Origin of the sequence: Variovorax sp. MHTC-1, from assembly GCF_003984645.1 — a bacterium.
In the GTDB taxonomy this organism is placed as follows: Bacteria; Pseudomonadota; Gammaproteobacteria; order Burkholderiales; family Burkholderiaceae_C; genus Variovorax.
The window spans coordinates 236,711-260,132 of record NZ_RWKI01000005.1; the positions used below are offsets into that span (position 1 = coordinate 236,711).

Consider the following 23,422-nt stretch of genomic DNA (forward strand, 5'->3'; position numbering starts at 1 on the left):
GAATTCATGAGGAGTCATGCACGAGCCGTGCCAGCGCGGGTTTCCGCGGGTGACAATCCCCCTCATGAAAAGCCCTGCCGATACCCTCACCATCACCCGCCCCGACGACTGGCATCTGCACGTGCGCGACGGCGCCGCGCTCGAGGCCGTGGTGCCGCATTCGGCGCGCCAGTTCGGGCGGGCGCTGATCATGCCCAATCTGCGGCCGCCGGTGACGAACGCCGACCAGGCCATCGCCTACCGCGACCGCATCCGCGCCGCCGTGCCGGAGGGCCTGAGCTTCGAGCCGGTCATGTCGCTGTACCTGACCGACAAGCTGCCGCCCGAGGAAATCGCACGCGCCGCCGCGGCCGGCGTGTGCGCCCTCAAGCTCTACCCGGCCGGCGCCACCACCAACAGCGATGCCGGCGTGACCGACATCCGCAACACCTACAAGACGCTCGAAGCGATGCAGAAGCACGACCTGCTGCTGCTGGTGCACGGCGAGGTGACGGACCCGGCGGTCGACCTTTTCGACCGCGAGGCCGTGTTCATCGACCGCGTCATGATTCCACTGCGCCGCGACTTCCCGGAGCTCAAGGTGGTGTTCGAGCACCTGACGACCAAGGAGGGCGCCCACTACGTGCGCGATGCCGGCCGCTTCACGGCCGCCACCATCACCGCCCACCACCTGCTCTACAACCGCAACGCCATCTTCACCGGCGGCATTCGGCCGCACTACTACTGCCTGCCGGTGCTCAAGCGCGAGACGCACCGCGTCGCGCTGGTCGAGGCCGCCACCAGCGGCAGCGACCGCTTCTTCCTCGGCACCGACAGCGCGCCGCATCCGGCGCACCTCAAGGAACATGCGCTGGGCTGCGCCGGCTGCTACACCGCGCTGACTGCGCTCGAGCTCTATGCCGAAGCCTTCGACCATGCCGGCGCGCTCGACAAGCTCGAAGGCTTCGCGAGCTTCCACGGCCCCGACTTCTACGGCCTGCCGCGCAACACCGACACCGTGACGCTGAAGCGCGAAAGCTGGACCGTGCCGGAAGCGGTGCCCTACGGCGATGCCACCTTGAAACCCTTGCGCGGCGGCGAAACCGTCGCCTGGAGACTCGCATGAACCCCTCGTCGCCGCGCGTGATGCTCCTGATCGACGCCGACAATGTTTCGTCCGACGTGATCGAGCAGGCCGTGCAGCGCACGATGGCCGAGCACGGCGCCATCCACGTGCGGCGCGCCTACTGCAACGCCGAGACTGCGCTCAAGCAGCAGGCGATGTTCAAGCGGCTCTCGGTGCGGCCGATGGTCAACCTGTCGGCCGGCAAGAACAGCACCGACATCGCGCTCGCGGTCGATGCCATGGATCTGGCGGTGGCCGAGCGTCCCGACATCGTGGTGCTGGTTTCCTCCGATTCCGACTTCGCGCCGCTGGTGATCCGGCTGCGCGAAAAAGGGTGCCGCGTCTGCGGCATCGGCCAGCAGGGCAAGACCGGCGACGAGACCGTCGCGGTCTACGACAGTTTCATCGACCTCCAGCACCATCAGTCCGACCGGGCTGCCGCCGCCAAGCCGGCGGCCAAGCGGGCGCCGCGCGCACCGCGCCGCGCCAAGGCAACGCCGGCGCCCGCGGTGGCGCGCGTGCCCGTGCTGCCGGAGGACGTGCTGCGCATCCTCGACGCCGTGCCCGAACTCGGTGCAGGCGGCAAGATCGAACTCAACCACGCGGCCGAGCGGCTGCGCGGCGCCAAGCTGCTGGGCAAGAGCGCGAGCTCGCCCAAGCTGTTCAAGAAATACCCCGAGCTGTTCGCGCTGACGCCGGAGAAGACGCCCAACAAGGTGCAGTACGTCGGCCCGCTGGCGTCGTGAACCCTGCCTGGCCGCTCGATATGGCGCGGCCATGGCTCGCGCCCTATGCACGGCGCGCGGCCGTTGCCGGCGCGGCGGTGGCCCAGGGCCTCGGCGTGGCAGAGGCGCTGTCGAGCGAACCCGCGCCCATCGAGCTGCCGGCCGGCCCCCTGCGCTTCGTGCCCGCACATGCGGCGCCGGACGACGAGGCCTACGAAGCCTTCATCTTCCGCACCGCGCAGGTGCCCACGCGCGACAACCTGCACGACTTCTTCAACGGCCTCGTGTGGCTGCATTTCCCCGCGGCCAAACGGCGCCTCAACGCGCTGCAAGCGGCCGAGATTGCGCGCGCCGGCGTCGGCGCCGTGCGCGGGCCGCTGCGCGATGCGCTCACGCTATTCGACGAGAACGGCGCCGTGCTCGATGCGCCGCCTGCCTTGTGGGAAGCCTTGCTCGCGCGCGACTGGCAGCGGCTCTTCGTGGCCGAGCGGGTCTTGTGGCGCGAGGCGCGGCTGCTGGTCTTCGGCCATGCGCTGCTCGAAAAACTGAGCTCGCCGCGCAAGCCGATGACGGCGCATGTGCTCTGTGCGCCGGGCGCCAGCCGATCGATCGCGATCGACGATGCGGCGATCGCAGCAGCGCTGGACGCTGCCCATCTCGCGAGCAAGCCCTTCGCTGCGCTGCCCGTGCTCGGCGTGCCCGGCTGGTGGGCGCCGAACGAGGCACCCGGTTTCTATGACGATACCGAGGTCTTCAGGCCACCGCGGCCGGCGGGCCGGCTTTACCCGGAGTGAGCGTGGTGGCGTGCACTTGACGCCGAACTTTTGCTCCTATCATCACTCTGTACGCCTGAGCCGCATGGGGCTCCACAACCAAGAACAACTGCCCGCCCCGACCGTCCACCGCTTGAAACCAGGGTGGCGGCCCTCATTTGCTCGCCACGGCGAGCCATCGTCTGCACCCACGGAGAAATCAACTTGAAACGCATCCTTCTGTTTGTCCTGACCAACGTCCTGGTGGTCGCGGTGCTCGGCGTCGTCGCCAGCCTGCTCGGCGTCAACCGCTACCTCACGGCCAACGGACTCAATCTCACCGCCCTGTTGGGCTTTTCGCTGGTCATCGGCTTCGGCGGCGCGATCATCTCGCTCTTGATCAGCAAGCCGATGGCCAAGTGGAGCGCCGGCGTGCGCATCATCAACGAGCCGCAGTCGCCCGACGAGGCCTGGATCGTGCAGACCGTGCGCAAGTTCGCCGACAAGGCCGGCATCGGCATGCCCGAGGTCGGCATCTTCGAGGGCGACCCCAATGCCTTCGCCACCGGCGCGTTCAAGAACTCCTCGCTGGTCGCGGTGTCGACGGGCCTCCTGGCCAACATGACGCGCGAAGAAGTCGAGGCCGTGATCGGCCACGAAGTGGCGCACGTGGCCAACGGCGACATGGTCACCATGACGCTGATCCAGGGCGTGATGAACACCTTCGTCGTGTTCCTCTCGCGCGTGATCGGCTATGTGGTCGACGGCTTCCTGCGCCGCGGCAGCGACAGCACCGGCCCGGGCATCGGCTACATGATCACCACGCTGGTGCTCGACATCGTGCTCGGTTTCGCCGCCGCGATCGTGGTGGCCTGGTTCTCGCGCCAGCGCGAATTCCGCGCCGACGCCGGCGCGGCCCAGTTGATGGGCCGCAAGCAGCCGATGATGAACGCGCTCGCGCGCCTCGGCGGCCTGCCGCCCGGCGAGTTGCCGAAGGCGGTCGAGGCCATGGGCATCACGGGCAGCATCGGCAAGCTCTTTGCGACGCACCCGCCGATCGAAGAGCGCATCGCGGCGCTGCAGAGCGCGCCGGGCTGATCCGCCGCGCGATCACTGAAAAAGCCGCCCTCAGGCGGCTTTTTTCATGGGCGCCGCGAGCTCGCGCGCGACCGCTTCCGCCACCTTGATGCCGTCGACGCCGGCCGAGAGGATGCCGCCCGCATAGCTCGCGCCTTCGCCGGCCGGATAGAGGCCGCGCACGTTGAGGCTCTGGAAATCGTCGCCGCGCGTGATCCTGATCGGCGAGGAGGTGCGCGTCTCGACGCCGGTCAGCACCGCGTCGTGCAGGTCGAAGCCCTTGATCTTTCGGCCGAAGGCTGGGAAGGCCTCGCGCATCGCCTCGATCGCATAGCCGGGCAGGGCGGCATGCAGGTCGCCCGGCGTCACGCCCGGCTTGTACGAGGGCTCGACGCTGCCCAGCGCGGCGGAGGGCTTGCCGGCCACGAAATCGCCGACCAGCTGGCCCGGCGCGCGGTAGTCGCCGCCGCCGAGCACGAAGGCATTGGATTCGAGTTCGCGCTGCAGCGCGATGCCCGCGAGCGCGTCGCCGGGGAAGTCGCGCGGGTCGATGCCCACCACGATGCCCGCGTTCGCGTTGCGCTCGTTGCGCGAGTACTGGCTCATGCCGTTGGTCACCACGCGGCCCGGCTCGCTGGTGGCGGCCACCACCGTGCCGCCCGGACACATGCAGAAGCTGTACACCGAGCGGCCGTTGCTCGCGTGGTGCACCAGCTTGTAGTCGGCCGCGCCCAGGAGCGGATGGCCGGCATGCCGGCCCCAGCGCGCGCGGTCGATCAAACCCTGCGGGTGCTCGACGCGAAATCCGATCGAGAAGGGCTTGGCCTCGATGTGCACGCCGCGCGCATGCAGCATCTCGAAGGTGTCGCGCGAACTGTGGCCGAGCGCCATCACCACGTGGTCGGCGCGCAGCTCGCTCTGCTCGCCGGTGCGCTGGTCGAGCACGCTCAGGCCGCGGAGCTGCCCGTCCTCGATCAGCACGTCGGTCACGCGCTGCTCGAAGCGGATCTCGCCGCCCAGGGCTGTGATCTGCTCGCGCATGTGCTCCACCACCTTCACCAGCTTGAAGGTGCCGATGTGCGGATGCGCGACGTAGAGGATCTCGGGCGGCGCGCCGGCCTTGACGAACTCCTCCATCACCTTGCGGCCGAGGAAGCGCGGGTCCTTGATCTGGCTGTAGAGCTTGCCGTCCGAGAAGGTGCCGGCGCCGCCCTCGCCGAACTGCACGTTCGACTCGGGGTTCAGCACGCTCTTGCGCCACAGGCCCCAGGTGTCCTTGGTGCGCTCGCGCACGGTCTTGCCGCGCTCCAGCACGATGGGTTTGAAGCCCATCTGCGCCAACATCAGCGCGCAGAAGATGCCGCAGGGGCCGAAGCCGACGACCACGGGGCGCAGCGGTAGTCCGGCCGGTGCCTGGACCGGTGCGCGCCACACCATGTCGGGCGAAGGGCCGATGTGGGGATGCCCGGCGAACTTCGCGAGCAGCGCGGCTTCGAGCGCCGGACCCGCGATCGTCGCGTCGACGATGTAGACCTGAAAGAGCTGCGGTTTGCGCGCATCGAAACTGCGCTTGAAGACCTTGAAGCCGGCGATCGCGGCCACAGGCGTGCCGAGGGCGGTTGCGACGGCTTGGGGAAGGGCCGCATCGTCGTGGTCGAGCGGCAGTTTGATTTCGGAGATTCTCAGCATGTCGTGGGCTTGTGTTTATCAAGCAGGAACACCGATTATCGACAATGCGCCGGTCTTGCCGGCGTGCACTCAGGCCGGCAGGAAGCCGTCGACCGACAGATAGCGCTCGCCGGTGTCGTAGTTGAAGCCCAGCACCACCGCATCGGGCGCCAGTTCCGGCAGTTTCTGCGCAATCGCGGTGAGCGTGGCGCCCGAGGAGATGCCGACCAGCATGCCCTCTTCGGCGGCGCAGCGGCGCGCCATCTCGCGCGCCGGTTCGGCATCGACCAGGATCACGCCGTCGAGCAGTTCGGTGTCGAGGTTCTTCGGAATGAAGCCGGCGCCGATGCCCTGGATCGGGTGCGGCGAAGGCGCGCCGCCCGAGATCACTGGCGAGGCCACGGGCTCGACCGCAAACACCTTGAGCTGGGGCCACTTCTTCTTGAGCACCCGTGCGCAGCCCGTGATGTGGCCGCCGGTGCCGACGCCGGTGATCAGCACATCCAGCCCATCGGGAAAGTCGGCCGCGATCTCCTCTGCCGTGGTGCGCGCATGCACCTCGACGTTGGCCGGGTTGTTGAACTGCTGCGGCATCCAGGCGCCGGGCGTGCCGGCGACGATCTCCTCGGCACGTGCGATCGATCCCTTCATGCCCTTCTCGCGCGGTGTCAGGTCGAAGATTGCGCCGTAAGCCAGCATGAGGCGGCGGCGCTCGAGCGACATGCTGTCGGGCATCACGAGAACGAGCTTGTAGCCCTTGACGGCTGCGACCATCGCGAGCCCGATGCCGGTATTGCCCGAAGTCGGCTCGACGATGGTGCCGCCGGGCTTGAGCGCGCCGGACTTCTCGGCATCCTCGACCATCGCGAGCGCGATGCGGTCCTTGATCGAGCCGCCGGGATTGGCGCGCTCGGACTTGATCCACACCTGCTGCGTCGCCCGGCCGAACAGCCGCTGGATGCGGATGTGCGGCGTGTTGCCGATGGTCTGCAGGATGTTCTGGGCTTTCATGCGGGATTCCTTCGTGTAGCGCCAAGGGGCCGCCATTGTCGCGATAATCGCCATGTGAAGCACGCCAGACCGCCGCTGGTGCAAGTCTCGAAAGAGCGCACTGGAGGAAGGTCCGGACTGCACAGGACAGCGCAGGAGCTAACGGCTCTCCACCGCGAGGTGAGGATCAGAGCAACAGAGACGAGTCGGCCGAGGGCAACTTCGGCCGGGTGAAACGGGCAATCTCTGCGCGCAGCAACACCAAGTAGGCCGACGTCGATGTGGTTCCGCAGAGTCGGCGGGTAGGTGGCACCGAGCCGTTTGGCGACAAACGGCCCAGAGTAATGGCGGTCACGTTGGGGGCAACCTCAATGCACAGAATCCGGCCTAACGGCGCGCTTCACACTTTTTTCGGCGTCGGCTTCTTGCGGCCGATCGCCACCAGCAGCGCGGCGACCAGCGAGAAGCCGATCAGCACGGCCACCGCATTGAGCGCGGTGCGGCCATAGCCCAGCGCACCCGCGTCGATGAATGGGTAGGGGTAGACGCCAGCGATCGCGCCGCGCACCAGTGCATAAGCCAGATAGCCCAACGGATAGATCCACCAGTGCGGGAGGTCGCGCCAGCGCAAGCCTCGCGCGGGCACCGCGATCCACCAATAGGCGAGAAAAAGCACCGGCATCAGGTAGTGCAGCAGCACGTCGGCCAGCCACAGCAGGCCCTCTGGATTCCAGATGTGGCGCAGCACGAAGAAGTAGACGAGGCCCACCACGGCGATGTTGGCGCCGATTGCGCTCGCCACGCCAGGCCTTCGGAAGAAACGCTGCAACGTGCCCTGCGCGGCGCTCGCCGCGGCCGTCAGCGCCAGCGCCGCAAGCAGGTTGGTCAGGATGGTGAAGTAGCCGAGGTACATGAAGACGCCCCAGCCGGCCGTTCGCCCGCCGGCCGTGGCCAGCCCGATCGACAGCGCCAGCTGCAGCGCGAGCGCGGCCCAACCGATGAGTGCAGCGGCGGCGGCAAACAGGCGCACGGGCGTCAGAAGCGCTCGTTGGGCAGCAGGTAGCGCCACTGTCCGGGCAGCAGGCCCGCCAGCGGCACGCGGCCGATGCGGATGCGCTTCATCGCGAGGATGCGCAGGCCCGCCTCGTCGCACAGGTGGGCGATCTGCCCCGGCCGCGGCCCTTTGATCGCAAAGCGCAGGCCGGTGTGGCCCTCGGCCTGCTGGCCGATGCTAACGCGTGCTGCGGAGGCGCGTTCGAGGCGCGCGAGCACGTCGGGCCCGACCGGGCCGGCGACGTCGACCATCACTTCGTTCTCGAGGATGCCCGCGTCTTCCTGCAGCTTGCGCTCGATGCGCCACTCCTGCGTGAAGACCACCAGCCCGCTGGCGCCGGTTTCGAGCGGCGTCATGCAGCGCTGCGCCGCCACGTGGCGCGGCAGGAAGCGCAGGCCCGCGCGCTCGGGCTCGTGGTGGTTGGCGGGCACCAGCAGGCGATGCGCGTTGTCGGTCGGGGTGCCGGCCGGCTTGTGCAGCAGCAGCGTGACCGGCACCACCGGCTCGGGCCGCGCGCCGGCTTCGATCTCGACCTGCTGGTGCGCCTGCACGCGCGTCTGCGGCAGCAGCGCCGGTTCGCCGTCGATGCGCACTGCGCCGTTCTCGATCAGCAGCTCGGCTTCGCGCCGCGAGCAGCCGGCCATCGCGGCCACGCGCTTGGCCAGGCGGATGCCTTCTTCGGTGTCGGTCATGGCGCCGCCTTTTGCCGGATGCGCTCCACGTGCGCGGCCAGCGAGCGTGCCGCCACCGGCCACATGCGTTCGGGTACGTCGTCGTAGGCGAGCGGCAGCCAGTCCTCGGGCGTGCCCTGCGGCAGGCGCTGCATCGCGGCGGCGATCCTGGCCTCGCGTTTCAGGCGGTGTGCCTTCAGGTAGGCGATCGCGGCGCGCGCCTCGCCGAGCACGTAGCCGTGCGCCGGCAGGATGAAGCGGACGTCGCCTTCGGCGCAGACCGCGTCGAGCCGGTCGAGCGAGTCGAGATACGCATTCATGTTGCCGTCCGGCGGGTCGACCACCGTGGTGCTGCCGTTGAGCACATGGTCGCCGGAGAACAAGAGGCCGTCCTCCTCCAGCACCAGGCAGAGGTGGTTGGCCGCGTGGCCGGGGGTGTGGACGGCGCGCAGCGTGTGCGTGGTGCCGTCCGGGCCTGCCAGCACGAGGCGCTCCTGGTCCTGCAGCGTGCGGTCGGGCGAGAAGCGCGCCGAGGCGCGCGCGGTCGGCGCCGAGGGCAGGCCGAGGATCGGCGGCCTCGATGCCGTGCACAGCGCCTGCAGCGGCGCCGCGCCCGGCGAATGATCGGCATGCGAATGGGTACACACGATCATGCGGATGTCGCCGCCGGTGGCGCGGTGCAGGCGCTCGAGGTGGCTCGCCTCGTTCGGCCCGGGATCGATCACGATGTAGCCGCTGGCCGCATCGCCCACGATGTAGCTGTTGGTGCCCGGCCCGGTCATTGCACCGGGGTTCGGCGCGGTCAGCCGGTGCACGTTCTTCAGGAGCGCCACCGGAGACTCGCTCTGCCAGTCGAGCGCATGCACGATCTGGCCGTCGGGGCAGACCAGCGCCAGCTCGCCGTAGGGCGAGTCGTGCTCCATGTAGCGCGCCTCCCGGCCGCGCAGCAGGCCGGCGCGCGGACAGCTGGTGAACAGCGGGCCTTCGCCGCCCGCGCGGTTCGCGCATGCATCGAGCAGGGCATCGACCGACTCGTAGGCGGCCATGCGCTCCAGCGTGCGCAGGGTCGGGAAGATCATGAAAAAGCCGCCCGCCTGGTGCCGCGCCAGCGCATCGGCCGGCCGCACCCAGCAGGGCTCGAACTGCTCGGTCTCGTCGGCGGTCGGCGTCTGGCCCACGGGCATGCGCGCCACCAGGAAGGGGACGTCGAAGCGCTTGGGCAGGTCGCGGTCGGTGATCCAGTGCGCGAAGGTGAAGACTTCGTCGGTCGCAAGCCGCAGTCCGCGCGCCGCGCACTGGTCGGCCAGGGCGACGGCGCTCGCGGCCGTGCTGCGGTCCATCGCGGCCACGTCTTCGGCGCTCACGGGGCGGCCGTCCTCGTGGCGCGCGAGCAGCACGCCGAGCTCCTCGAAGCTTTCACGCACCGCGGCCACGGCCTGCGTGAGCTGCACCTCGGCTTGCGTGGGCCGACGCAAAGCGATGCGGTGCGCGGCGCGGTCGCCTTCGTCGATGCGCCCGCCGGGAAACACATAGGCGCCGGGCGCAAAGCTCGCGCCGGAGGAGCGGCGCGTCATCAGGACTTCGATGCCTGCGGGCGTGTCGCGCAGCAGAAGCACGGTGGCGGCGGCGAAGAGCGGCGCCGGTTCGCGCGGGGGATGGATTTGTTGGGTGGGGCGGACCATGGGCGCAATGTAGAGGGATCGATTCAGCCGGCCGTCCGGCATAAGCTTCGACACGGTTTCGCATGAGCCTCGCGCCACAATCGGCGCTTGCTCCATCCGCTTCGAAGGACAGTCATGCCCGATTCTCTCTCCAGCCGCTCGCGCCGTCTGCTCGCCGCCGCCGGTCTTGCCCTCGGCGCCTGCGCCGCGCCTTCCGCCTTCGCGCAGGCCGAGTGGCCGCGGCAGCCCGTCACGCTGATCATGGGCTTCCCGGCCGGCTCGGGCGTCGACGTGGTGGCGCGCACGATCCAGGAACCCTTGCAGCAGAAGCTCGGCCAGACGGTGGTGATCGACTACAAGTCCGGCGCCGCCGGCAACATCGCGAGCGAGTACGTGGCGCGCGCCAGGCCCGACGGCTACACGCTCGCCTTCGGCACCGCCGCCACGCATGGCAGCAACGCGGCGCTCTACAAAAAGCTGCCCTTCGACGTGGAGGCCGACTTCGTGCCCGTGGCGCCGGTGCTCGACGTCTCCAACGTGCTCACCATCAATCCGGAGGTGATCAACGTCAAGACGCTCAAAGAGTTCGTCGAGCTGGTGAAGGCCAATCCCGGCAAGTACAACTACGCCTCTACCGGCAACGGCGCCGGCACCCACATGGCTTTTGCCGAGCTGAACTCGCGCCTCGGCCTGCAGATGGTGCATGTGCCCTACAAGGGCGGGCCGGAGGCCATCGCCTCGGTGGTGCGCGGAGAGACCTGCTGCATCATGAACCAAGTGCAGACCGTGCTGCCGCACTACAAGGCGGGCAAGGTGCGGCTCCTGGGCGTCACCACCGCCAAGCCGGTGGCGGCGGTGAAGGAAGTGCCGACCATCGCGTCCAGCGGCATCGCCGGCACCCAGGGCTTCGACAGCTCGATCTGGTTCGGCGTCTTCGCGCCCAAGGGCACGGATGCGCGCATCGTCGACAAGCTCAACGCGGCGATCAGGTCCGTGCTCGAGCAGTCCGAGATCCGCGAGAAGTTCGAAGGCCAGGGCAACACAGTGCGCATCGAGACGCCCGCGCAGTTCAAGGCCACCGTTCACGCCAACCGCGTGAAGTGGGCCGAGGTGGCGAAGGCGGCGAACATCAGTATCGACTGAGGGCGGCGGCCGCCCCGGGAGGGTCGCCGGGCCTTGCGGGTGCTCGGCGGTTGCGCAGTCGCGCGCTTTGCCGGCTGCGCAGCGGCCTGAAATTCGCTAGGCTTTGTCTTGCGAGCGATCCCATCGAGCGCGGAGACAACGCGATGAGCCAGGGCGCACCTCTTCGTCTGCATGTGCCGGAGCCCACCGGGCGTCCGGGCCGCGAGACCGATTTTTCCTACCTGCACATTTCGCGCGCCGGCGAGGTGCGGCGTCCCCCGCTGGAGGCCTCGCCGGCCGACACCGCCGACCTCGCCTACACGCTGGTGCGCGTGCTCGACGACGAGGGCCGTGCCGTCGGTCCGTGGGTGCCCGAGGCGGATGCGGCCTTGCTGCGCCGCGGCCTCGTCGCGATGATGAAGACGCGGGCCTTCGACGCCCGCATGCTGATCGCGCAGCGGCAGAAGAAGATCTCCTTCTACATGCAGTGCCTGGGCGAGGAGGCCATCGCCACCGGCCACGCGCTGGCGCTGCAGCAGGGCGACATGTGCTTTCCCACCTACCGCCAGCAGGGCCTGCTGCTGGCGCGCGACGACGTGTCGATGGTGGGCATGATCTGCGAGCTGATGTCCAACGAGCGCGACCCGCTCAAGGGGCGGCAGTTGCCCGTGTGCTATTCGATGAAGCGCGCCGGCTTCTTCTCGGTCTCGGGCAACCTGGCCACGCAATTCATCCAGGCCGTGGGCTGGGGCATGGCCTCGGCGATCAAGGGCGACACGCGCATCGCCTCGGGATGGATCGGCGACGGCGCCACCGCCGAATCCGACTTCCACACGGCGCTGACCTTCGCCCACGTGTACCGCGCGCCGGTGATCCTCAACGTGGTCAACAACCAGTGGGCGATCTCGACCTTCCAGGCCATCGCCGGCGGCGAGGCCACCACCTTCGCGGCGCGCGGCGTCGGGTGCGGCATCGCCTCGCTGCGCGTCGACGGCAACGACTTCCTTGCCGTGCTGGCCGCCTCGCGCTGGGCTGCTGCGCGCGCCCGCGGCAACCTCGGGCCGACGCTGATCGAATGGGTCACCTACCGCGCCGGCGCGCATTCGACCTCGGACGATCCCTCGCGCTACCGGCCGGCCGACGACTGGGCGCACTTTCCGCTCGGCGATCCGATCCCGCGGCTGGCGCAGCATCTCATCGGCATCGGCGCCTGGTCGCAGCAGGAGCACGAAGAGACGCAGGCGAAACTGGAGGCCGAGGTCAATGCCGCGCTGAAGGAAGCCGAGCGCTACGGCTCGCTGGCCGACGGCCATCTCGCGGGCGCGGCGACGATGTTCGAGGACGTCTACAAGGACATGCCGGCGCATTTGAAGCGGCAGCGCGAACAGATGCAGGCCGGAGTGGTTTCATGAGCGCCGCCCGGCCGCCCCGAAGGCGCTCGCACCGAAGTGCGCAGCACGGAGGTTGCTGAATGACCGCCATGACCATGATCCAGGCCCTGCGTTCGGCGATGGACGTGATGCTCGAGCGCGACGACAACGTCGTCATCTACGGCCAGGACGTCGGCTACTTCGGCGGCGTGTTCCGCTGCACCGAGGGCCTGCAGGCCAAGTACGGCCGCTCGCGCGTGTTCGACGCGCCGATCTCCGAAGGCGGCATCGTCGGCTCGGCCATCGGCATGGGCGCCTACGGCCTGCGCCCGGTGGTCGAGGTGCAGTTCGCCGACTACTTCTATCCCGCCTACGACCAGATCGTTTCCGAAGCGGCGCGGCTGCGCTTTCGCTCGGCCGGCGACTTCAGCGCGCCGATCACCATCCGCATGCCCTGCGGCGGCGGCATCTACGGCGGCCAGACGCACAGCCAGAGCCCGGAGGCGCTGTTCACGCACGTCTGCGGCGTGCGCACGGTGATGCCTTCCAATCCGCGCGACGCCAAGGGCCTCTTGATCGCCTCGATCGAGAACGACGATCCGGTGATCTTCCTGGAGCCCAAGCGCCTCTACAACGGCCCCTTCGACGGCCACCACGACCGGCCGCTAATCTCCTGGTCGGCCCATCCGCTGGGCGAGGTGCCCGAGGGCTACTACACGGTGCCGCTCGAATCGGCCAAGGTGTTCCGCCCTGGCGCCGACCTCACGGTTATCAGCTACGGCACCATGGTCTTCGTCTCGGAAGCGGCCGCGCAGGAGACCGGCATCGACGCCGAGATCATCGACCTGCGCAGCCTGTGGCCGCTGGACCTGGAGACGCTCGTCGCCTCGGTCAGGAAGACCGGCCGCTGCGTGATCGTGCACGAGGCCACGCGCACCAGCGGCTTCGGCGCCGAGCTGACGGCGCTGGTGCAGGAGCACTGCTTCCATCACCTCGAGGCGCCGATCGAGCGCGTGACCGGCTGGGACACGCCCTATCCGCACGCGCAGGAGTGGGCCTACTTTCCGGGCCCGGCGCGCGTGGGCGCGGCCTTCCGGCGCGTCATGGAGAACTGAATGGGCACGCATGCCATCAAGGTGCCGGACATCGGCGAAGGCATCGCCGAGGTGGAGCTGGTGGCATGGCGCGTGCAGCCCGGCGACTCGGTGGCCGAAGACCAGGTGCTGGCCGACGTGATGACCGACAAGGCGACGGTCGAGATCCCGTCGCCGGTCGCGGGCAAGGTGCTCGCGCTCGGCGGCGAGGTGGGGCAGCAGATCGCGGTGGGCGCGGAGCTGATCCGCATCGATGTGGGGGACGGCGGCGGCGAGGCGCAGGCGGTGTCGGCCGCGCCCGCACGCGCGGCGGCGCAGGTGGCGGCGCCTGCACCGACATCGGCACCGACGTCGACACCGGCACCGGCACCGGCACCGGCGGAGCACGCGCGCCCATCGGCCGGCAACAAGCCGCTCGCCTCGCCTGCGGTGCGCCATCGGGCCGCGGCCCTCGGCATCGATTTGCAGCAGGTGCCGGGCAGCGGCGCGGACGGCCGCATCCTGCACGAGGACCTCGACGCCTGGCTGGTCCGGCGGCCCGGTCCGCAGGCGCCTAGCGCGGCGCGCTACGCAGAGCGCAACGACGAGGAGGCCGTGCCCGTGACCGGCGTGCGCCGCCGCATCGCGCAACGCATGCAGGATGCGATGCGCCGCATCCCGCACTTCACCTACGTCGAGGAGATCGACGTGACCGACCTGGAGCTGCTGCGGGCGCGGCTCAACGAAAGCTGGGGCAGCGAGCGGGCGCACCTGACGCTGCTGCCGCTGCTGGTGCGTGCGGTCGTGCTGGCGGTGCCGCGCTTCCCGCAGATCAATGCCCGCTTCGACGACGAGGCTGGCGTGCTCACCCGTCACGGCGCGGTGCATGTCGGCATCGCGACCCAGACCGCGGCCGGCCTCATGGTGCCGGTGCTGCGCCACGCGGAAGCGCGCGACCTCTGGTCCAGCGCGACAGAGATCGCGCGCCTGGCCGATGCCGCGCGCGCGGGCCGGGCCACGCGCGACGAACTGAGCGGCTCGACCATCACCGTCACCAGCCTCGGCGCGCTGGGCGGCATCGCCTCCACGCCGATCATCAACGCGCCCGAGGTGGCGATCGTCGGCGTCAACCGCATCGTGCAGCGTCCGGTGCTGCAGGGCGGCGCGGTGGTCGCGCGCCGCATGATGAACCTGTCCTCCTCCTTCGACCACCGCGTGGTCGACGGCCAGCTCGCGGCCGAGTTCGTGCAGGCCCTGCGGGCTTCGCTCGAATGCCCGGCCCTGCTTTTCGTCGAGTAGCCCGTGTGTGACACGGACGCCCGCGACTCCTAGAATCATCCGCATCATGAGGTCCGCCGGAACATGGTTGATGGGACTGGTCCTCCTGGCTCATGCGGCAGCGGCGGCCAGCGCTGAAGCCGTGTCTGCCGCTGCACCCGCAAGCCCCGAGGCGCCCCGCATCGTGGTCCTCATGCAGATCGACGGCGCCATCGGGCCCGCTGCCGCAGACTATGTGCGCCGCGGCCTTGCACTGGCTGCCAAGAAGGAAGCGCGGCTCGCCGTGCTGCAGCTCGACACGCCCGGCGGGCTCGACGCCTCGATGCGCAACATCATCAAGGACATCCTCGCTTCGCCCGTGCCGGTGGCGACCTTCGTGGCACCCAGCGGCGCCCGCGCCGCGAGTGCGGGTACCTACATCCTCTACGCGAGCCATATCGCCGCCATGGCGCCGGCCTCCAACCTCGGCGCAGCGACGCCGGTGGCCATCGGCATGCCGGCGCCCGGCCGGCCGGAGCCGAAACCGCCGCCCTCTTCCGGGAAGCCCTCCGAGAAGGGTGCGGAGTCCGCTCCCGATGCGATGAACGCCAAGCGGCTGGCTGATGCGTCGGCCTACATCCGCAGCCTGGCGCAGCTGCGCAGTCGCAATGCCGATTGGGCCGAGCAGGCGGTGCGCGAATCCGTGAGCCTGTCGGCGCAGGACGCGCTGCAGAAGCGGGTGATCGACCTGGTCGCGCGCGACGTGGCCGACCTGCTGATGCAGGTGAACGGACGCGAGGTGGCCATGGAGGGCGGCACCGTGCGGCTCGCCACCCAGCGCGCGCAGTTGCTCGCCTTCGACGCCGATTGGCGGACCCGGCTGCTGTCGGTGATCACCGAGCCCAGCCTGGCGCTGATCCTGCTGATGGTCGGCATCTACGGCTTGTTGTTCGAGTTCTCCAACCCCGGCTTCGTGCTGCCCGGCGTGGTAGGGGCCATCTGCCTGACGCTGGCGATGTTCGGCCTGCAGATGCTGCCGGTCAACTACGCGGGGCTGGCGCTGATCCTGCTGGGCGTGGCTTTCCTCATCGCCGAGGCCTTTCTGCCGAGCTTCGGCGTGCTCGGGCTGGGCGGCATCGCGGCCTTCGCGATCGGCGCGGTGCTCCTGATCGACAACGACGCGCCGGGTTTCGGCGTGCCGCTGTGGGTGGTCGCAGCCACGAGCGCCGCCTCGGCCCTGTTCATCCTCGTGGTGGCCGGCATGGCCGCAAAGGCGCGCCGGCAGCCGGTGACCACCGGCATCTCGACCCTCGTGGGCACCACCGGCGAGCTGGTCGAGTTCGCAGACGGCGAGGGCTGGGCGCAAATCCAGGGCGACTACTGGCGCGTGACCGGCGTCGGCGACCTGCATGCGGGCCGCAAGGTCCGGGTGAGCGGCGTGCAAGGCGTCGTGCTGCAGGTGGCGCCGGACGGCCAGTGACCATGTTCTTCAATTTCAGCGTCACGCTCGTGGGCCTCTTGGTCGTGCTGGCGGTGATGCTCGCCGCGGCATCGCTGCGCATCCTGCGCGAGTACGAGCGCGGGGTGGTGTTCCAGCTCGGGCGCTTCTGGAAGGTCAAGGGGCCGGGGCTGGTGATCCTGATCCCCGGCATCCAGCAGATGGTGCGCGTGGGGCTGCGCGTGATGGTGCTCGACATCCCGAGCCAGGACGTGATCACGCGCGACAACGTGTCGGTGAAGGTGAACGCGGTGCTCTACTTCCGCGTGATCGATGCGGAGAAAGCGATCATCCAGGTCGAGAAATACCTCGAGGCCACCAGCCAGCTCGCCCAGACCACGCTGCGCGCCGTGCTCGGCAAGCACGAGCTCGACGACCTCTTGGCCGAGCGCGAGCGCCTCAACCTCGACATCCAGAAGACGCTGGAAGCGCAGACCGACACCTGGGGCATCAAGGTGACCAACGTCGAGATCAAGCACGTGGACCTCAACGACAACATGGTGCGCGCCATCGCGCGCCAGGCCGAGGCCGAGCGCGAACGGCGCGCCAAGGTGATCCATGCCGAAGGCGAGCTGCAGGCTTCGGTCAAGCTGGCCGAGGCGGCCGAGATCCTCGGCAAGCAGCCGCAGGCGCTGCAACTGCGCTATCTGGAGACGCTAACCGTGATTGCGGCCGACAAGAACTCGACCATCGTGTTTCCGCTGCCGCTGGACATCGTCGGGCCGCTGCTGCAGGCGCTGGGCAAGAAGCCCTGAGCGTTTCCCTTGGAGGCTTCACGCGCTTGCGACGCCGGCTCCGCGTGGCAAGATGCCCCGTCTTCTCCACTGACCCGGCGCCCGCATGCTCATCAACTGCGTTGTCTACGAAGACGGCACCAAGCTGGCCGACATTCCCGTTTCCGAGATCAGCGAGTACGCATCGCAGCCGCGTTGCTTCGTCTGGGTGGCGCTGCACGACGCCACGCCCCAGGAGCTGGCCGAAGTGCAGGCCGAGTTCGGCCTCCATCCGCTGGCCGTGGAGGATGCGCACAACGGCCATCAGCGGCCGAAGGTGGAGGAGTACGCCGATTCGCTTTTCGTCGTCATGCATCTGCTCGAAGCGGGCGCCGACGGGATCGCCACGCTTACCGTCGGCGAGCTCGATGTCTTCGTCGGGCGCAATTACGTGGTGTCGGTGCGCAACCGCAGCGATCACGGCTTCACCGAAGTGCGCGAGCGCTGCGAGCGCGAGCCCGAACTGCTCAGGAACGGACCGGGCTTCGTGCTCTACGCGCTGATGGATGCCGTGGTCGACCGCTACTTCCCCGTCATCGATGCCTTCGAGGTCGAGCTCGAAACCATCGAAGAGCGCATCTTCACCAAGGGCGCCGCGCGCGAGAGCATCAAGCGCCTCTACGAGCTGAAGCAGCGCCTGACGCTGCTCAAGCATGCCGTCGCACCCCTGCTCGAAGGCACCGGCAAGCTGCACGGCGGCCGCGTGCCCCAGATGTGCGCCGGCACGCAGGACTACTTCCGCGACGTGGTCGACCACCTCGGCCGCATCAACAACACCATCGATTCGATCCGCGACACCATCGGCACCGCGATCCACGTCAACCTCTCGATGGTCACGATCGAAGACGGCGAGGTGACCAAGCGCCTCGCGGCCTGGGCCGCCATCTTTGCGGTGTGCACCGCCTTCGCCGGCATCTGGGGCATGAACTTCGAGCACATGCCCGAGCTGAAATGGCGCTACGGCTATGCGGCCGCGCTGGCGCTCATCGCGAGCCTTTGCGCCTACCTGTACTACCGCTTCCGGCGCGCGGGCTGGGTGTGAGTGGAGCGGGTGCGAGCCCCACCGTGGGCCACCTGGGCATGGAACTGCTCAAGACCCGCACCAGCATCGGGCCGCAGCACGTGCCCTTCAACGGCAATCCGCAGGTCATCGCCGCCATGCTCGCGGGAAAGATCCAGATGGCGCTGCTGCCGCCAGGCCTCGCGAAGCCTCATGTGGCCTCGGGCAAGTTCAAGGCCCTCGGCGTCACCTCGCCCCTGCGCAGTCCGCTGTTCAGCGAGCTGCCCACGCTGCGCGAAGCCGACGTGCGCGGCGCCGACCTCGAGATCTGGACCGCGCTCGCCGCCCCGGCCAGCCTGCCGAAGCCGGCGGTGGCCAGGCTCAATGCGGCGCTGAGCGACGTGCTTCGTTCCGCCGAGGTGCAGCGGCAACTGCTGAAGGCGGGCTGGCAGGCGCAGGCCGGCACGCCGCAAGCGCTGGCCTATCGGATGCGCTCGGACACCTCGCAACTGGGTGGCGTCATCTTGATGCGGGGCATTCGTTCGGACGCTTAAGCTCTCCCCAGGCGCGCCCACTTCGCGTGGCCGCCCATCCCCTCACCGGGGGCAACGCCGACGGCCCGGCAACGCCGCTCCCGTGGTGTTCCTGGAAGGGATCTTGAGGACGGGCCCGGTCGACGGCAGCCGGCGCTCGAGCGCCGACCATCCAGCAAGCAGCGGCGAAGCGGACTTCGGCTCCGTGCACATAGGGATCGAAGGCGGTGCGGACGGTGTCGATGACTCGCGCGCGCGTCTGCTCGTCCGCCTCCTGAAGGATCAGACCGACGGGACCGAGCCGGGTGAAGTAGCCGACCAACTCCTTCTCGGGCAGCGTGCATTCGACATCGATCGGCCGGATGTCGATCTCGGCCCAGCCGCTCTCTTCCAGGATGGACGAGACGCGGTTCCGGTCTGCGAAGGCGAACTGTCCCGGCGCGCCCGGCTGGCGCGCGGGCAGGTTCGCCAGCAGCGGTGCCGCCGCGCGCTCGGCGGTCGTCATGAACGGGTTTTCCGCCCCACTCCGCCAGGCGATGAAGCGGAGCCTGGCATCGTCCCGCGCGGCGCGCCGCAGGTTCGCGAAGGCCGCGACCGGGTGGTCGAAGAACATGACGCCGAAGCGCGACATGATCACATCGAAGCTGGCGGGCTCGAAGGCGTGGACCTGTGCGTCGGCACGGATGAAGCTGGCCGGCGCATCTTCCCCTTCGGCGCGCGCCCGGGCGGCGGCGATCAGCGGATCCGAGATGTCGACGCCGACGCAGTGGCCCGTCGCGCCGAGCAGCCGCGCAACGGCGAGCGTCGTGCTCCCGGTGCCGCAGCCGACGTCGAGCACCCGCTGCCCAGGTCCGGCGCAGACCGCTTCGACGAGCAGGTCCTGGAACGGCTCGAGCACCTGATCGATCACCTCCTGGGCCTCGATCCAGGCACGGCCGGCGCGGCCGTTCCAAAGCGCCGTCTGCTCGCTGTTGTCGGTGTGTTGCGTGACATCCATGGTCGTTTTCCTTGACTTGCCCTCATCTAGACTGTGCAACTTCAAGTCGACTTGAGGTCAAGAGAATGATGCACCTGGACATCGCCGAGGTGGCGCAGCGATCCGGCGTTCCCGCATCGACGCTGCGCTTCTATGACGAAAAGGGGCTGATCGCCTCCACCGGCAGGCGCGGCCTGCGCCGCCTGTTCGATCACGGCGTGCTGGAACGGCTGGCGCTGATCGCGCTCGGGCGCTCGGCTGGCTTCTCGCTCGACGAGATCGCGCTTCTGTTCACGCGCGAGGCGCAGCCGCGCATCGACCGGCAGATGCTCGCGGCCAAGGCGCAGGAGCTGGACAAGACGATCCGCAAACTGAGCGCCATGCGCGACGGCCTGCTGCACGCCGCTGCCTGCCCCGCACCGAGCCACATGGAATGCCCCACCTTCCGTCGCATCCTGCAGGCCGCCGCGACCGGCGCTGTTGGAGCACGAAGGAGGAGAGCTTCGAAGCCACCGCGGAGCTAGGGCTCGTCATTCAGGCAACGCGCCAGGAACTCCACCGTCGCGCGCACGCCCGGGAGCTGGCCGCGGCGGTGCGGCATTAGGATCGTGGTGGTGACGCTGCCGGCATGCCAGTCCGGAAGCACCTGCGTCAACTGCTTCGCCTTCAGCGCGGCCCGGCAGAAGCGCTCGGGCAGGCAGGTGATGCCGAGGCCGGCGATCGCCGCGTTCAGCAGCACCATCGATTCGTTGGCCGTGAGCCGCGGAACGGGCGCGACCTCGGCCTTCTCGCCGGTCTTGCCGCAGAGCAGCCATGTTCTCGCCGCCATGCCGGTCAAGAGGCCGTCGTGGCGTTGCAGGGCCTCCGGCGACACCAGCGGACCGCGTTCTTTCAGGTAGCCGGGCGCGGCCACCAGGATGATCCGTTCGACCATGAGCTGCCGCTGGACCAACCCTGAATCGGGCAGGGGCGCGAAGTGGCTGCGCACGGCGATGTCGTAGCCCTCCTGGACCACGTCGACGAATCGATCGGATACGTCGAGCTGCACATGCAGCCGCGGATAGGTGCGCGCGAGCTCCGGCAGATGCGCGGAGAGATACAGCTGGGCGGTCGGGACGGAGGCCGTCATCCGCACCGCGCCGCTGGGCTCGGCGACGCGCCGGCGCACCACTTGCTCGGCGGATTCGGCTTCGATCAGCGCCGCGTGCGCGTGCTCGTAGAAATCGCGCCCGACCTCGGTGAGCGCGAAGCTGCGCGAGCTGCGCTGGATGAGCCGCACGTCGAGCTGGTTCTCGAGTTCGGCGACGCGCTTGCTGATCGTCGACTTGGGAAGACCCAGCTGGCGCGAGGCGGCCGAGAAGCCGCCGTGCTCCACCGCTGCGGCGAAGAAATGAAGGTCGTTGAGATTGAGCATGGTTGGCCCCCAGCGTGCACAAGTGTGGACGATAAGTCCAAATCTTGCCGACTATTCAATCAAAGTCCACGCCGATACATTGATCGCATGGACAAACACATGAACCCCACCCCCATCCTTTTCTACGGCGTGCCCTCCGGCTGCTCCTTCGGCTCCATCGTTGCGCTCGAATGGCTCGCGCAGCCCTACCGGCTCTGCCGCATCGAGATGCCGGCGGTCGTCTCGAGCGAGAGCTACAGGCGCATCAACCCGGTCGGCGAGACGCCGTCGCTGTTGACTGCCAAGGGCGAACTGCTCAGCGAGAGCATGGCCATCCTCAACCACCTCGGCGCCTTGGGCATCGACAGGAAGCTCGGCTTCACCCAGGGCAGCCGCGACTTCGACCGTCTGAACCAGATGCTGGGCTTTCTCAACACCACCTTCTTCAGCGCCTTCAGTCCGCTGTGGCACGCGCTGGAGCATGGCAGCGCGGGCGAGGAAAAAAAGGCGCTTACCGCTTTCGGCCGAGCCAATGTCCGGAAGGCGCATGCGCAGCTGGAGGCGCTGCTCGGCGGCCAGCCATGGCTGCTGGGCCAGGAGCGCAGCCTCGCGGACGCGTATTTCATCGGCATTGCGCGCTGGACGAAGTACCACGAGGTGGTCGACCGCCGCGACTATCCCGCGTTGCAGCGACTCTTCGAGAAGCTGGAGGCCGACCCGGCGGTGAAGTTCGCGCACGCGATCGAGGCGCAGCAACCGGCCCTGGGTGCCGGCGGCTTCGTCGGCCACATCGCGCTGGAGGAGGTGCTGGCGCTCCCATAAGTCGCGCTTATGTAAAAGCAACGCAGAACGGCGTTCTCTTCCGGACGGTGCGTGTCGATACTTGCCGCAGCAACGCTTGCGGCACCCTCACTACACGACCCGGAGACATCGCCATGCATCTTTCTTCCCGACTCGTCCTGCTCGCCGGACTGGCCGCAAGGCCGCGGGCATGAGGGACGAATGAAGACGAACATGCACCCAGGTACCCTGCTGCGGCAGAGGGTCGAAGCCAGGCGCGGCCTGCTGGTGCCCGGCGCGGGCAATGCGCTGGCTGCCCGCGTGATCGAGGAGCTCGGCTTCGAGGCCGTGTACCTGAGCGGCGCCGGGCTCACCAACACCCTCTACGGCATGCCCGACCTCGGCTTCGTCCATCTCGGCGATCTGGCGCAGCACACGGCCGCGTTGCGCGATGCGGTGAAGCTGCCCCTCATCGTCGACGCCGACACCGGCTTCGGCAGCGCGCTCAACGTGCAGCACACAGTCCGCACGCTGGAGCGCGCCGGCGCCAATGCGATCCAGCTCGAAGACCAGGTGAGCCCCAAGAAGTGCGGGCACTTCGAGGGCAAGGGCGTGATCGCGCGCGGCGAGATGCTGGGCAAGGTCAAGGCGGCGGTCGATGCCCGGCTGCATGCCGACTTCCTCGTGATCGCGCGCACCGACGCCGCCGCGGTCGAAGGCATCGATGCCGCGATCGCGCGCGCCGCGGCCTATGCCGAGGCCGGCGCCGACATCACCTTCGTCGAGGCGCCCGAGTCGCTGGAGGCGCTGCGCCGCATTCCGCGCGAGCTGGCCTGTCCGCAGGTGGTCAACGTGGTGATCGGCGGCAAGACGCCGACGCTCGACGCGGCCGACTTCGGCGCCATGGGCTTCGGCCTGGTGCTCTATGCCAACGCTGCGCTGCAGGGCGCGGTGCGCGGCATGACGCTGGCGCTGCAGGCCTTGCGCGACGGCGGCCGGCTGGACGAGGCAAGCGGCCTGGTCGCGACTTTTGCCGAGCGCCAGGCGCTGGTGCGCAAGAAGGAATTCGATGAGCTCGATGCGCGCTACGCCTGAGCCGATCACCGGGATCGACGGGCACGCCCACGTGTTCCAATGCGGCCTGCCGCTGGCGCCGGTGCATCGCCATGCGCCCGACTACGACGCGCTGCTGGCCGACTACCTCGCGCTGCTCGACGCGCATGCGGTGTCGCATGCGGTGCTGGTGCAGCCGAGCTTCCTGGGTACCGACAACCACTTCCTGCTCGACGCGCTGCGCGCGTGTCCAGAGCGGCTGCGCGGGGTCGTGATGGCAGAGCCGAGCATCGGCGAAGACGAACTGGCGGCGCTGGACCGGCAGGGCGTCTGCGGCATCCGGCTCAACCTCGTCGGGCTGGTCATTCCCGAATTCGCGCATGCCGAATGGCAGCGCCTGTTCGCTCGTGTGCGCGCGCTCGACTGGCATGTAGAGCTGCATCGCGAATCGCGCGACCTGCCGCTGGCGGGTCAGGCGGTCCTCGATGCCGGCTGCAAGCTGGTGGTGGACCACTTCGGCCGGCCCGGCCCGGCGCCCGGCGACGACGAAGGCTTCGCCTGGCTGTTGCGCAGCGCTTCGACGGGGCGCGTGTGGGTCAAGCTCTCCGCGGCCTACCGCAGCTGGCCCGACCAGCACGGCGATGCGCCCCGCACCGCCGCGCAGGCCCTGCTGCAGGCGCTCGGCGCCGGCCGCCTGCTGTGGGGCAGCGACTGGCCGCACACGCAGCACCAGGATCTGGCCGACTACGGATCAACCCAGGCGGCGCTGGCCGAGTGGGTGCCCGATGCGTCGGCGCGCCGGCGCATCCTGGTCGACACGCCCGCAGCGCTGTTCCGTTTCGCCTGATTCATCCACGGAAAAGAGGCGCCGGCATCGGCGCCAGAAGGAGA

General features: G+C 69.1%; 23 protein-coding genes and 1 other RNA gene. 17 read left to right on the forward strand and 7 right to left on the reverse strand.

All coding sequences use genetic code 11. The features are described 5' to 3' along the window. Window positions 1–64 precede the first annotated feature (64 nt). From pyrC to htpX, 4 genes are all read left to right on the forward strand, one after another. A complete protein-coding gene (gene pyrC, locus EJI01_RS11055; RefSeq protein WP_126837155.1) occupies window positions 65–1,105 on the forward strand; it encodes a dihydroorotase in 1,041 nt (346 codons plus the stop codon). Next, a complete protein-coding gene (locus EJI01_RS11060) occupies window positions 1,102–1,851 on the forward strand; it encodes an NYN domain-containing protein (RefSeq protein WP_126837156.1) in 750 nt (249 codons plus the stop codon). Before pyrC ends, EJI01_RS11060 begins: the two co-directional genes overlap by 4 nt. A 20-nt stretch (window positions 1,852–1,871) precedes the next feature. Continuing rightward, window positions 1,872–2,624 carry a DUF3025 domain-containing protein gene (locus EJI01_RS11065; protein ID WP_126837304.1) on the forward strand — a complete coding sequence of 251 codons (753 nt, stop codon included), beginning with the start codon at window positions 1,872–1,874 and terminating at the stop codon, window positions 2,622–2,624. A 183-nt stretch (window positions 2,625–2,807) separates the two neighbouring features. Further along, on the forward strand, window positions 2,808–3,680 hold the full coding sequence (gene htpX / locus EJI01_RS11070; RefSeq protein WP_126837157.1) for a protease HtpX: 873 nt from the start codon (window positions 2,808–2,810) through the stop codon (window positions 3,678–3,680). A gap of 30 nt (window positions 3,681–3,710) precedes the next feature. On the opposite strand, the gene EJI01_RS11075 is transcribed toward htpX, so the two are convergent. Both EJI01_RS11075 and cysK read right to left on the reverse strand, forming a co-directional pair. Then, on the reverse strand, window positions 3,711–5,348 hold the full coding sequence (locus EJI01_RS11075) for an NAD(P)/FAD-dependent oxidoreductase (RefSeq protein WP_126837158.1): 1,638 nt from the start codon (window positions 5,346–5,348) through the stop codon (window positions 3,711–3,713). A 69-nt stretch (window positions 5,349–5,417) separates the two neighbouring features. Beyond that, a complete protein-coding gene (gene cysK, locus EJI01_RS11080; protein WP_126837159.1) occupies window positions 5,418–6,338 on the reverse strand; it encodes a cysteine synthase A in 921 nt (306 codons plus the stop codon). A 56-nt stretch (window positions 6,339–6,394) separates the two neighbouring features. Between cysK and rnpB the strand changes: the two genes are divergently transcribed. Beyond that, window positions 6,395–6,723: RNase P RNA component class A (rnpB, locus tag EJI01_RS11085), an RNA gene on the forward strand. Here rnpB and EJI01_RS11090 read toward each other — a convergent pair. The 3 genes from EJI01_RS11090 to EJI01_RS11100 are packed head-to-tail and all read right to left on the reverse strand — an operon-like array spanning window position 6,718 to window position 9,724. After that, window positions 6,718–7,347: a Pr6Pr family membrane protein gene (locus EJI01_RS11090; protein ID WP_221885664.1), complete on the reverse strand. Its 630-nt coding sequence runs from the start codon at window positions 7,345–7,347 to the stop codon at window positions 6,718–6,720. The two genes, rnpB and EJI01_RS11090, sit on opposite strands and share 6 nt — an antisense overlap. Window positions 7,348–7,352: 5 nt before the next feature. Then, a complete protein-coding gene (locus EJI01_RS11095) occupies window positions 7,353–8,063 on the reverse strand; it encodes an RNA pseudouridine synthase (protein ID WP_126837160.1) in 711 nt (236 codons plus the stop codon). Continuing rightward, window positions 8,060–9,724 (reverse strand): MBL fold metallo-hydrolase, encoded by a 1,665-nt coding sequence (locus EJI01_RS11100; protein ID WP_126837161.1) that lies wholly within the window; start codon window positions 9,722–9,724, stop codon window positions 8,060–8,062. Before EJI01_RS11100 ends, EJI01_RS11095 begins: the two co-directional genes overlap by 4 nt. 114 nt (window positions 9,725–9,838) lie before the next feature. Here EJI01_RS11100 and EJI01_RS11105 point away from each other — a divergent pair, with 114 nt between their 5' ends. The 8 genes from EJI01_RS11105 (at window position 9,839) to EJI01_RS11140 (ending at window position 18,350) form a co-directional block, all read left to right on the forward strand. After that, window positions 9,839–10,846, forward strand: coding sequence for a Bug family tripartite tricarboxylate transporter substrate binding protein (locus EJI01_RS11105; protein ID WP_126837162.1), 1,008 nt, complete (start codon window positions 9,839–9,841; stop codon window positions 10,844–10,846). Between the two features lie 143 nt (window positions 10,847–10,989). Further along, window positions 10,990–12,237 (forward strand): 3-methyl-2-oxobutanoate dehydrogenase (2-methylpropanoyl-transferring) subunit alpha, encoded by a 1,248-nt coding sequence (locus tag EJI01_RS11110; RefSeq protein ID WP_126837163.1) that lies wholly within the window; start codon window positions 10,990–10,992, stop codon window positions 12,235–12,237. 59 nt (window positions 12,238–12,296) lie between these two features. Continuing rightward, window positions 12,297–13,310: an alpha-ketoacid dehydrogenase subunit beta gene (locus EJI01_RS11115; protein ID WP_126837164.1), complete on the forward strand. Its 1,014-nt coding sequence runs from the start codon at window positions 12,297–12,299 to the stop codon at window positions 13,308–13,310. After that, window positions 13,311–14,567, forward strand: a complete 1,257-nt coding sequence (locus EJI01_RS11120; protein WP_126837165.1) for a dihydrolipoamide acetyltransferase family protein — start codon at window positions 13,311–13,313, stop codon at window positions 14,565–14,567. It abuts the gene before it with no gap. Window positions 14,568–14,637: 70 nt separating this feature from the next. Further along, window positions 14,638–16,005: a nodulation protein NfeD gene (locus tag EJI01_RS11125; RefSeq protein ID WP_260602410.1), complete on the forward strand. Its 1,368-nt coding sequence runs from the start codon at window positions 14,638–14,640 to the stop codon at window positions 16,003–16,005. 2 nt (window positions 16,006–16,007) lie between these two features. Further along, a complete protein-coding gene (locus tag EJI01_RS11130) occupies window positions 16,008–16,778 on the forward strand; it encodes a slipin family protein (protein ID WP_126837167.1) in 771 nt (256 codons plus the stop codon). An 85-nt stretch (window positions 16,779–16,863) separates the two neighbouring features. Continuing rightward, window positions 16,864–17,838, forward strand: a complete 975-nt coding sequence (locus tag EJI01_RS11135; protein WP_126837168.1) for a magnesium and cobalt transport protein CorA — start codon at window positions 16,864–16,866, stop codon at window positions 17,836–17,838. A gap of 38 nt (window positions 17,839–17,876) precedes the next feature. Then, complete coding sequence (locus tag EJI01_RS11140) at window positions 17,877–18,350, forward strand: tripartite tricarboxylate transporter substrate-binding protein (protein WP_260602411.1); 474 nt, start codon at window positions 17,877–17,879, stop codon at window positions 18,348–18,350. Here EJI01_RS11140 and EJI01_RS11145 read toward each other — a convergent pair. Continuing rightward, a complete protein-coding gene (locus EJI01_RS11145; RefSeq protein WP_126837170.1) occupies window positions 18,316–19,326 on the reverse strand; it encodes a class I SAM-dependent methyltransferase in 1,011 nt (336 codons plus the stop codon). The genes EJI01_RS11140 and EJI01_RS11145 overlap by 35 nt on opposite strands. 65 nt (window positions 19,327–19,391) lie before the next feature. Between EJI01_RS11145 and EJI01_RS11150 the strand changes: the two genes are divergently transcribed. After that, window positions 19,392–19,829, forward strand: coding sequence for a helix-turn-helix domain-containing protein (locus tag EJI01_RS11150; RefSeq protein WP_126837171.1), 438 nt, complete (start codon window positions 19,392–19,394; stop codon window positions 19,827–19,829). On the opposite strand, the gene EJI01_RS11155 is transcribed toward EJI01_RS11150, so the two are convergent. Continuing rightward, the gene (locus EJI01_RS11155; protein ID WP_126837172.1) at window positions 19,826–20,719 is read right to left on the reverse strand and encodes a LysR substrate-binding domain-containing protein; all 894 of its coding nucleotides are present in this window, start codon (window positions 20,717–20,719) and stop codon (window positions 19,826–19,828) included. The two genes, EJI01_RS11150 and EJI01_RS11155, sit on opposite strands and share 4 nt — an antisense overlap. 99 nt (window positions 20,720–20,818) lie before the next feature. Between EJI01_RS11155 and EJI01_RS11160 the strand changes: the two genes are divergently transcribed. The 3 genes from EJI01_RS11160 to EJI01_RS11170 all read left to right on the forward strand — a co-directional run bounded on the left by EJI01_RS11160 (window position 20,819) and on the right by EJI01_RS11170 (window position 23,378). Continuing rightward, window positions 20,819–21,520 (forward strand): glutathione S-transferase family protein, encoded by a 702-nt coding sequence (locus tag EJI01_RS11160; RefSeq protein ID WP_126837173.1) that lies wholly within the window; start codon window positions 20,819–20,821, stop codon window positions 21,518–21,520. Between the two features lie 192 nt (window positions 21,521–21,712). Beyond that, window positions 21,713–22,573, forward strand: a complete 861-nt coding sequence (locus tag EJI01_RS11165) for an oxaloacetate decarboxylase (RefSeq protein ID WP_260602412.1) — start codon at window positions 21,713–21,715, stop codon at window positions 22,571–22,573. Continuing rightward, window positions 22,548–23,378, forward strand: a complete 831-nt coding sequence (locus tag EJI01_RS11170; protein WP_126837175.1) for an amidohydrolase family protein — start codon at window positions 22,548–22,550, stop codon at window positions 23,376–23,378. The genes EJI01_RS11165 and EJI01_RS11170 overlap by 26 nt, the downstream gene beginning before the upstream one ends. The last annotated feature ends 44 nt before the right edge of the window (window positions 23,379–23,422 follow it).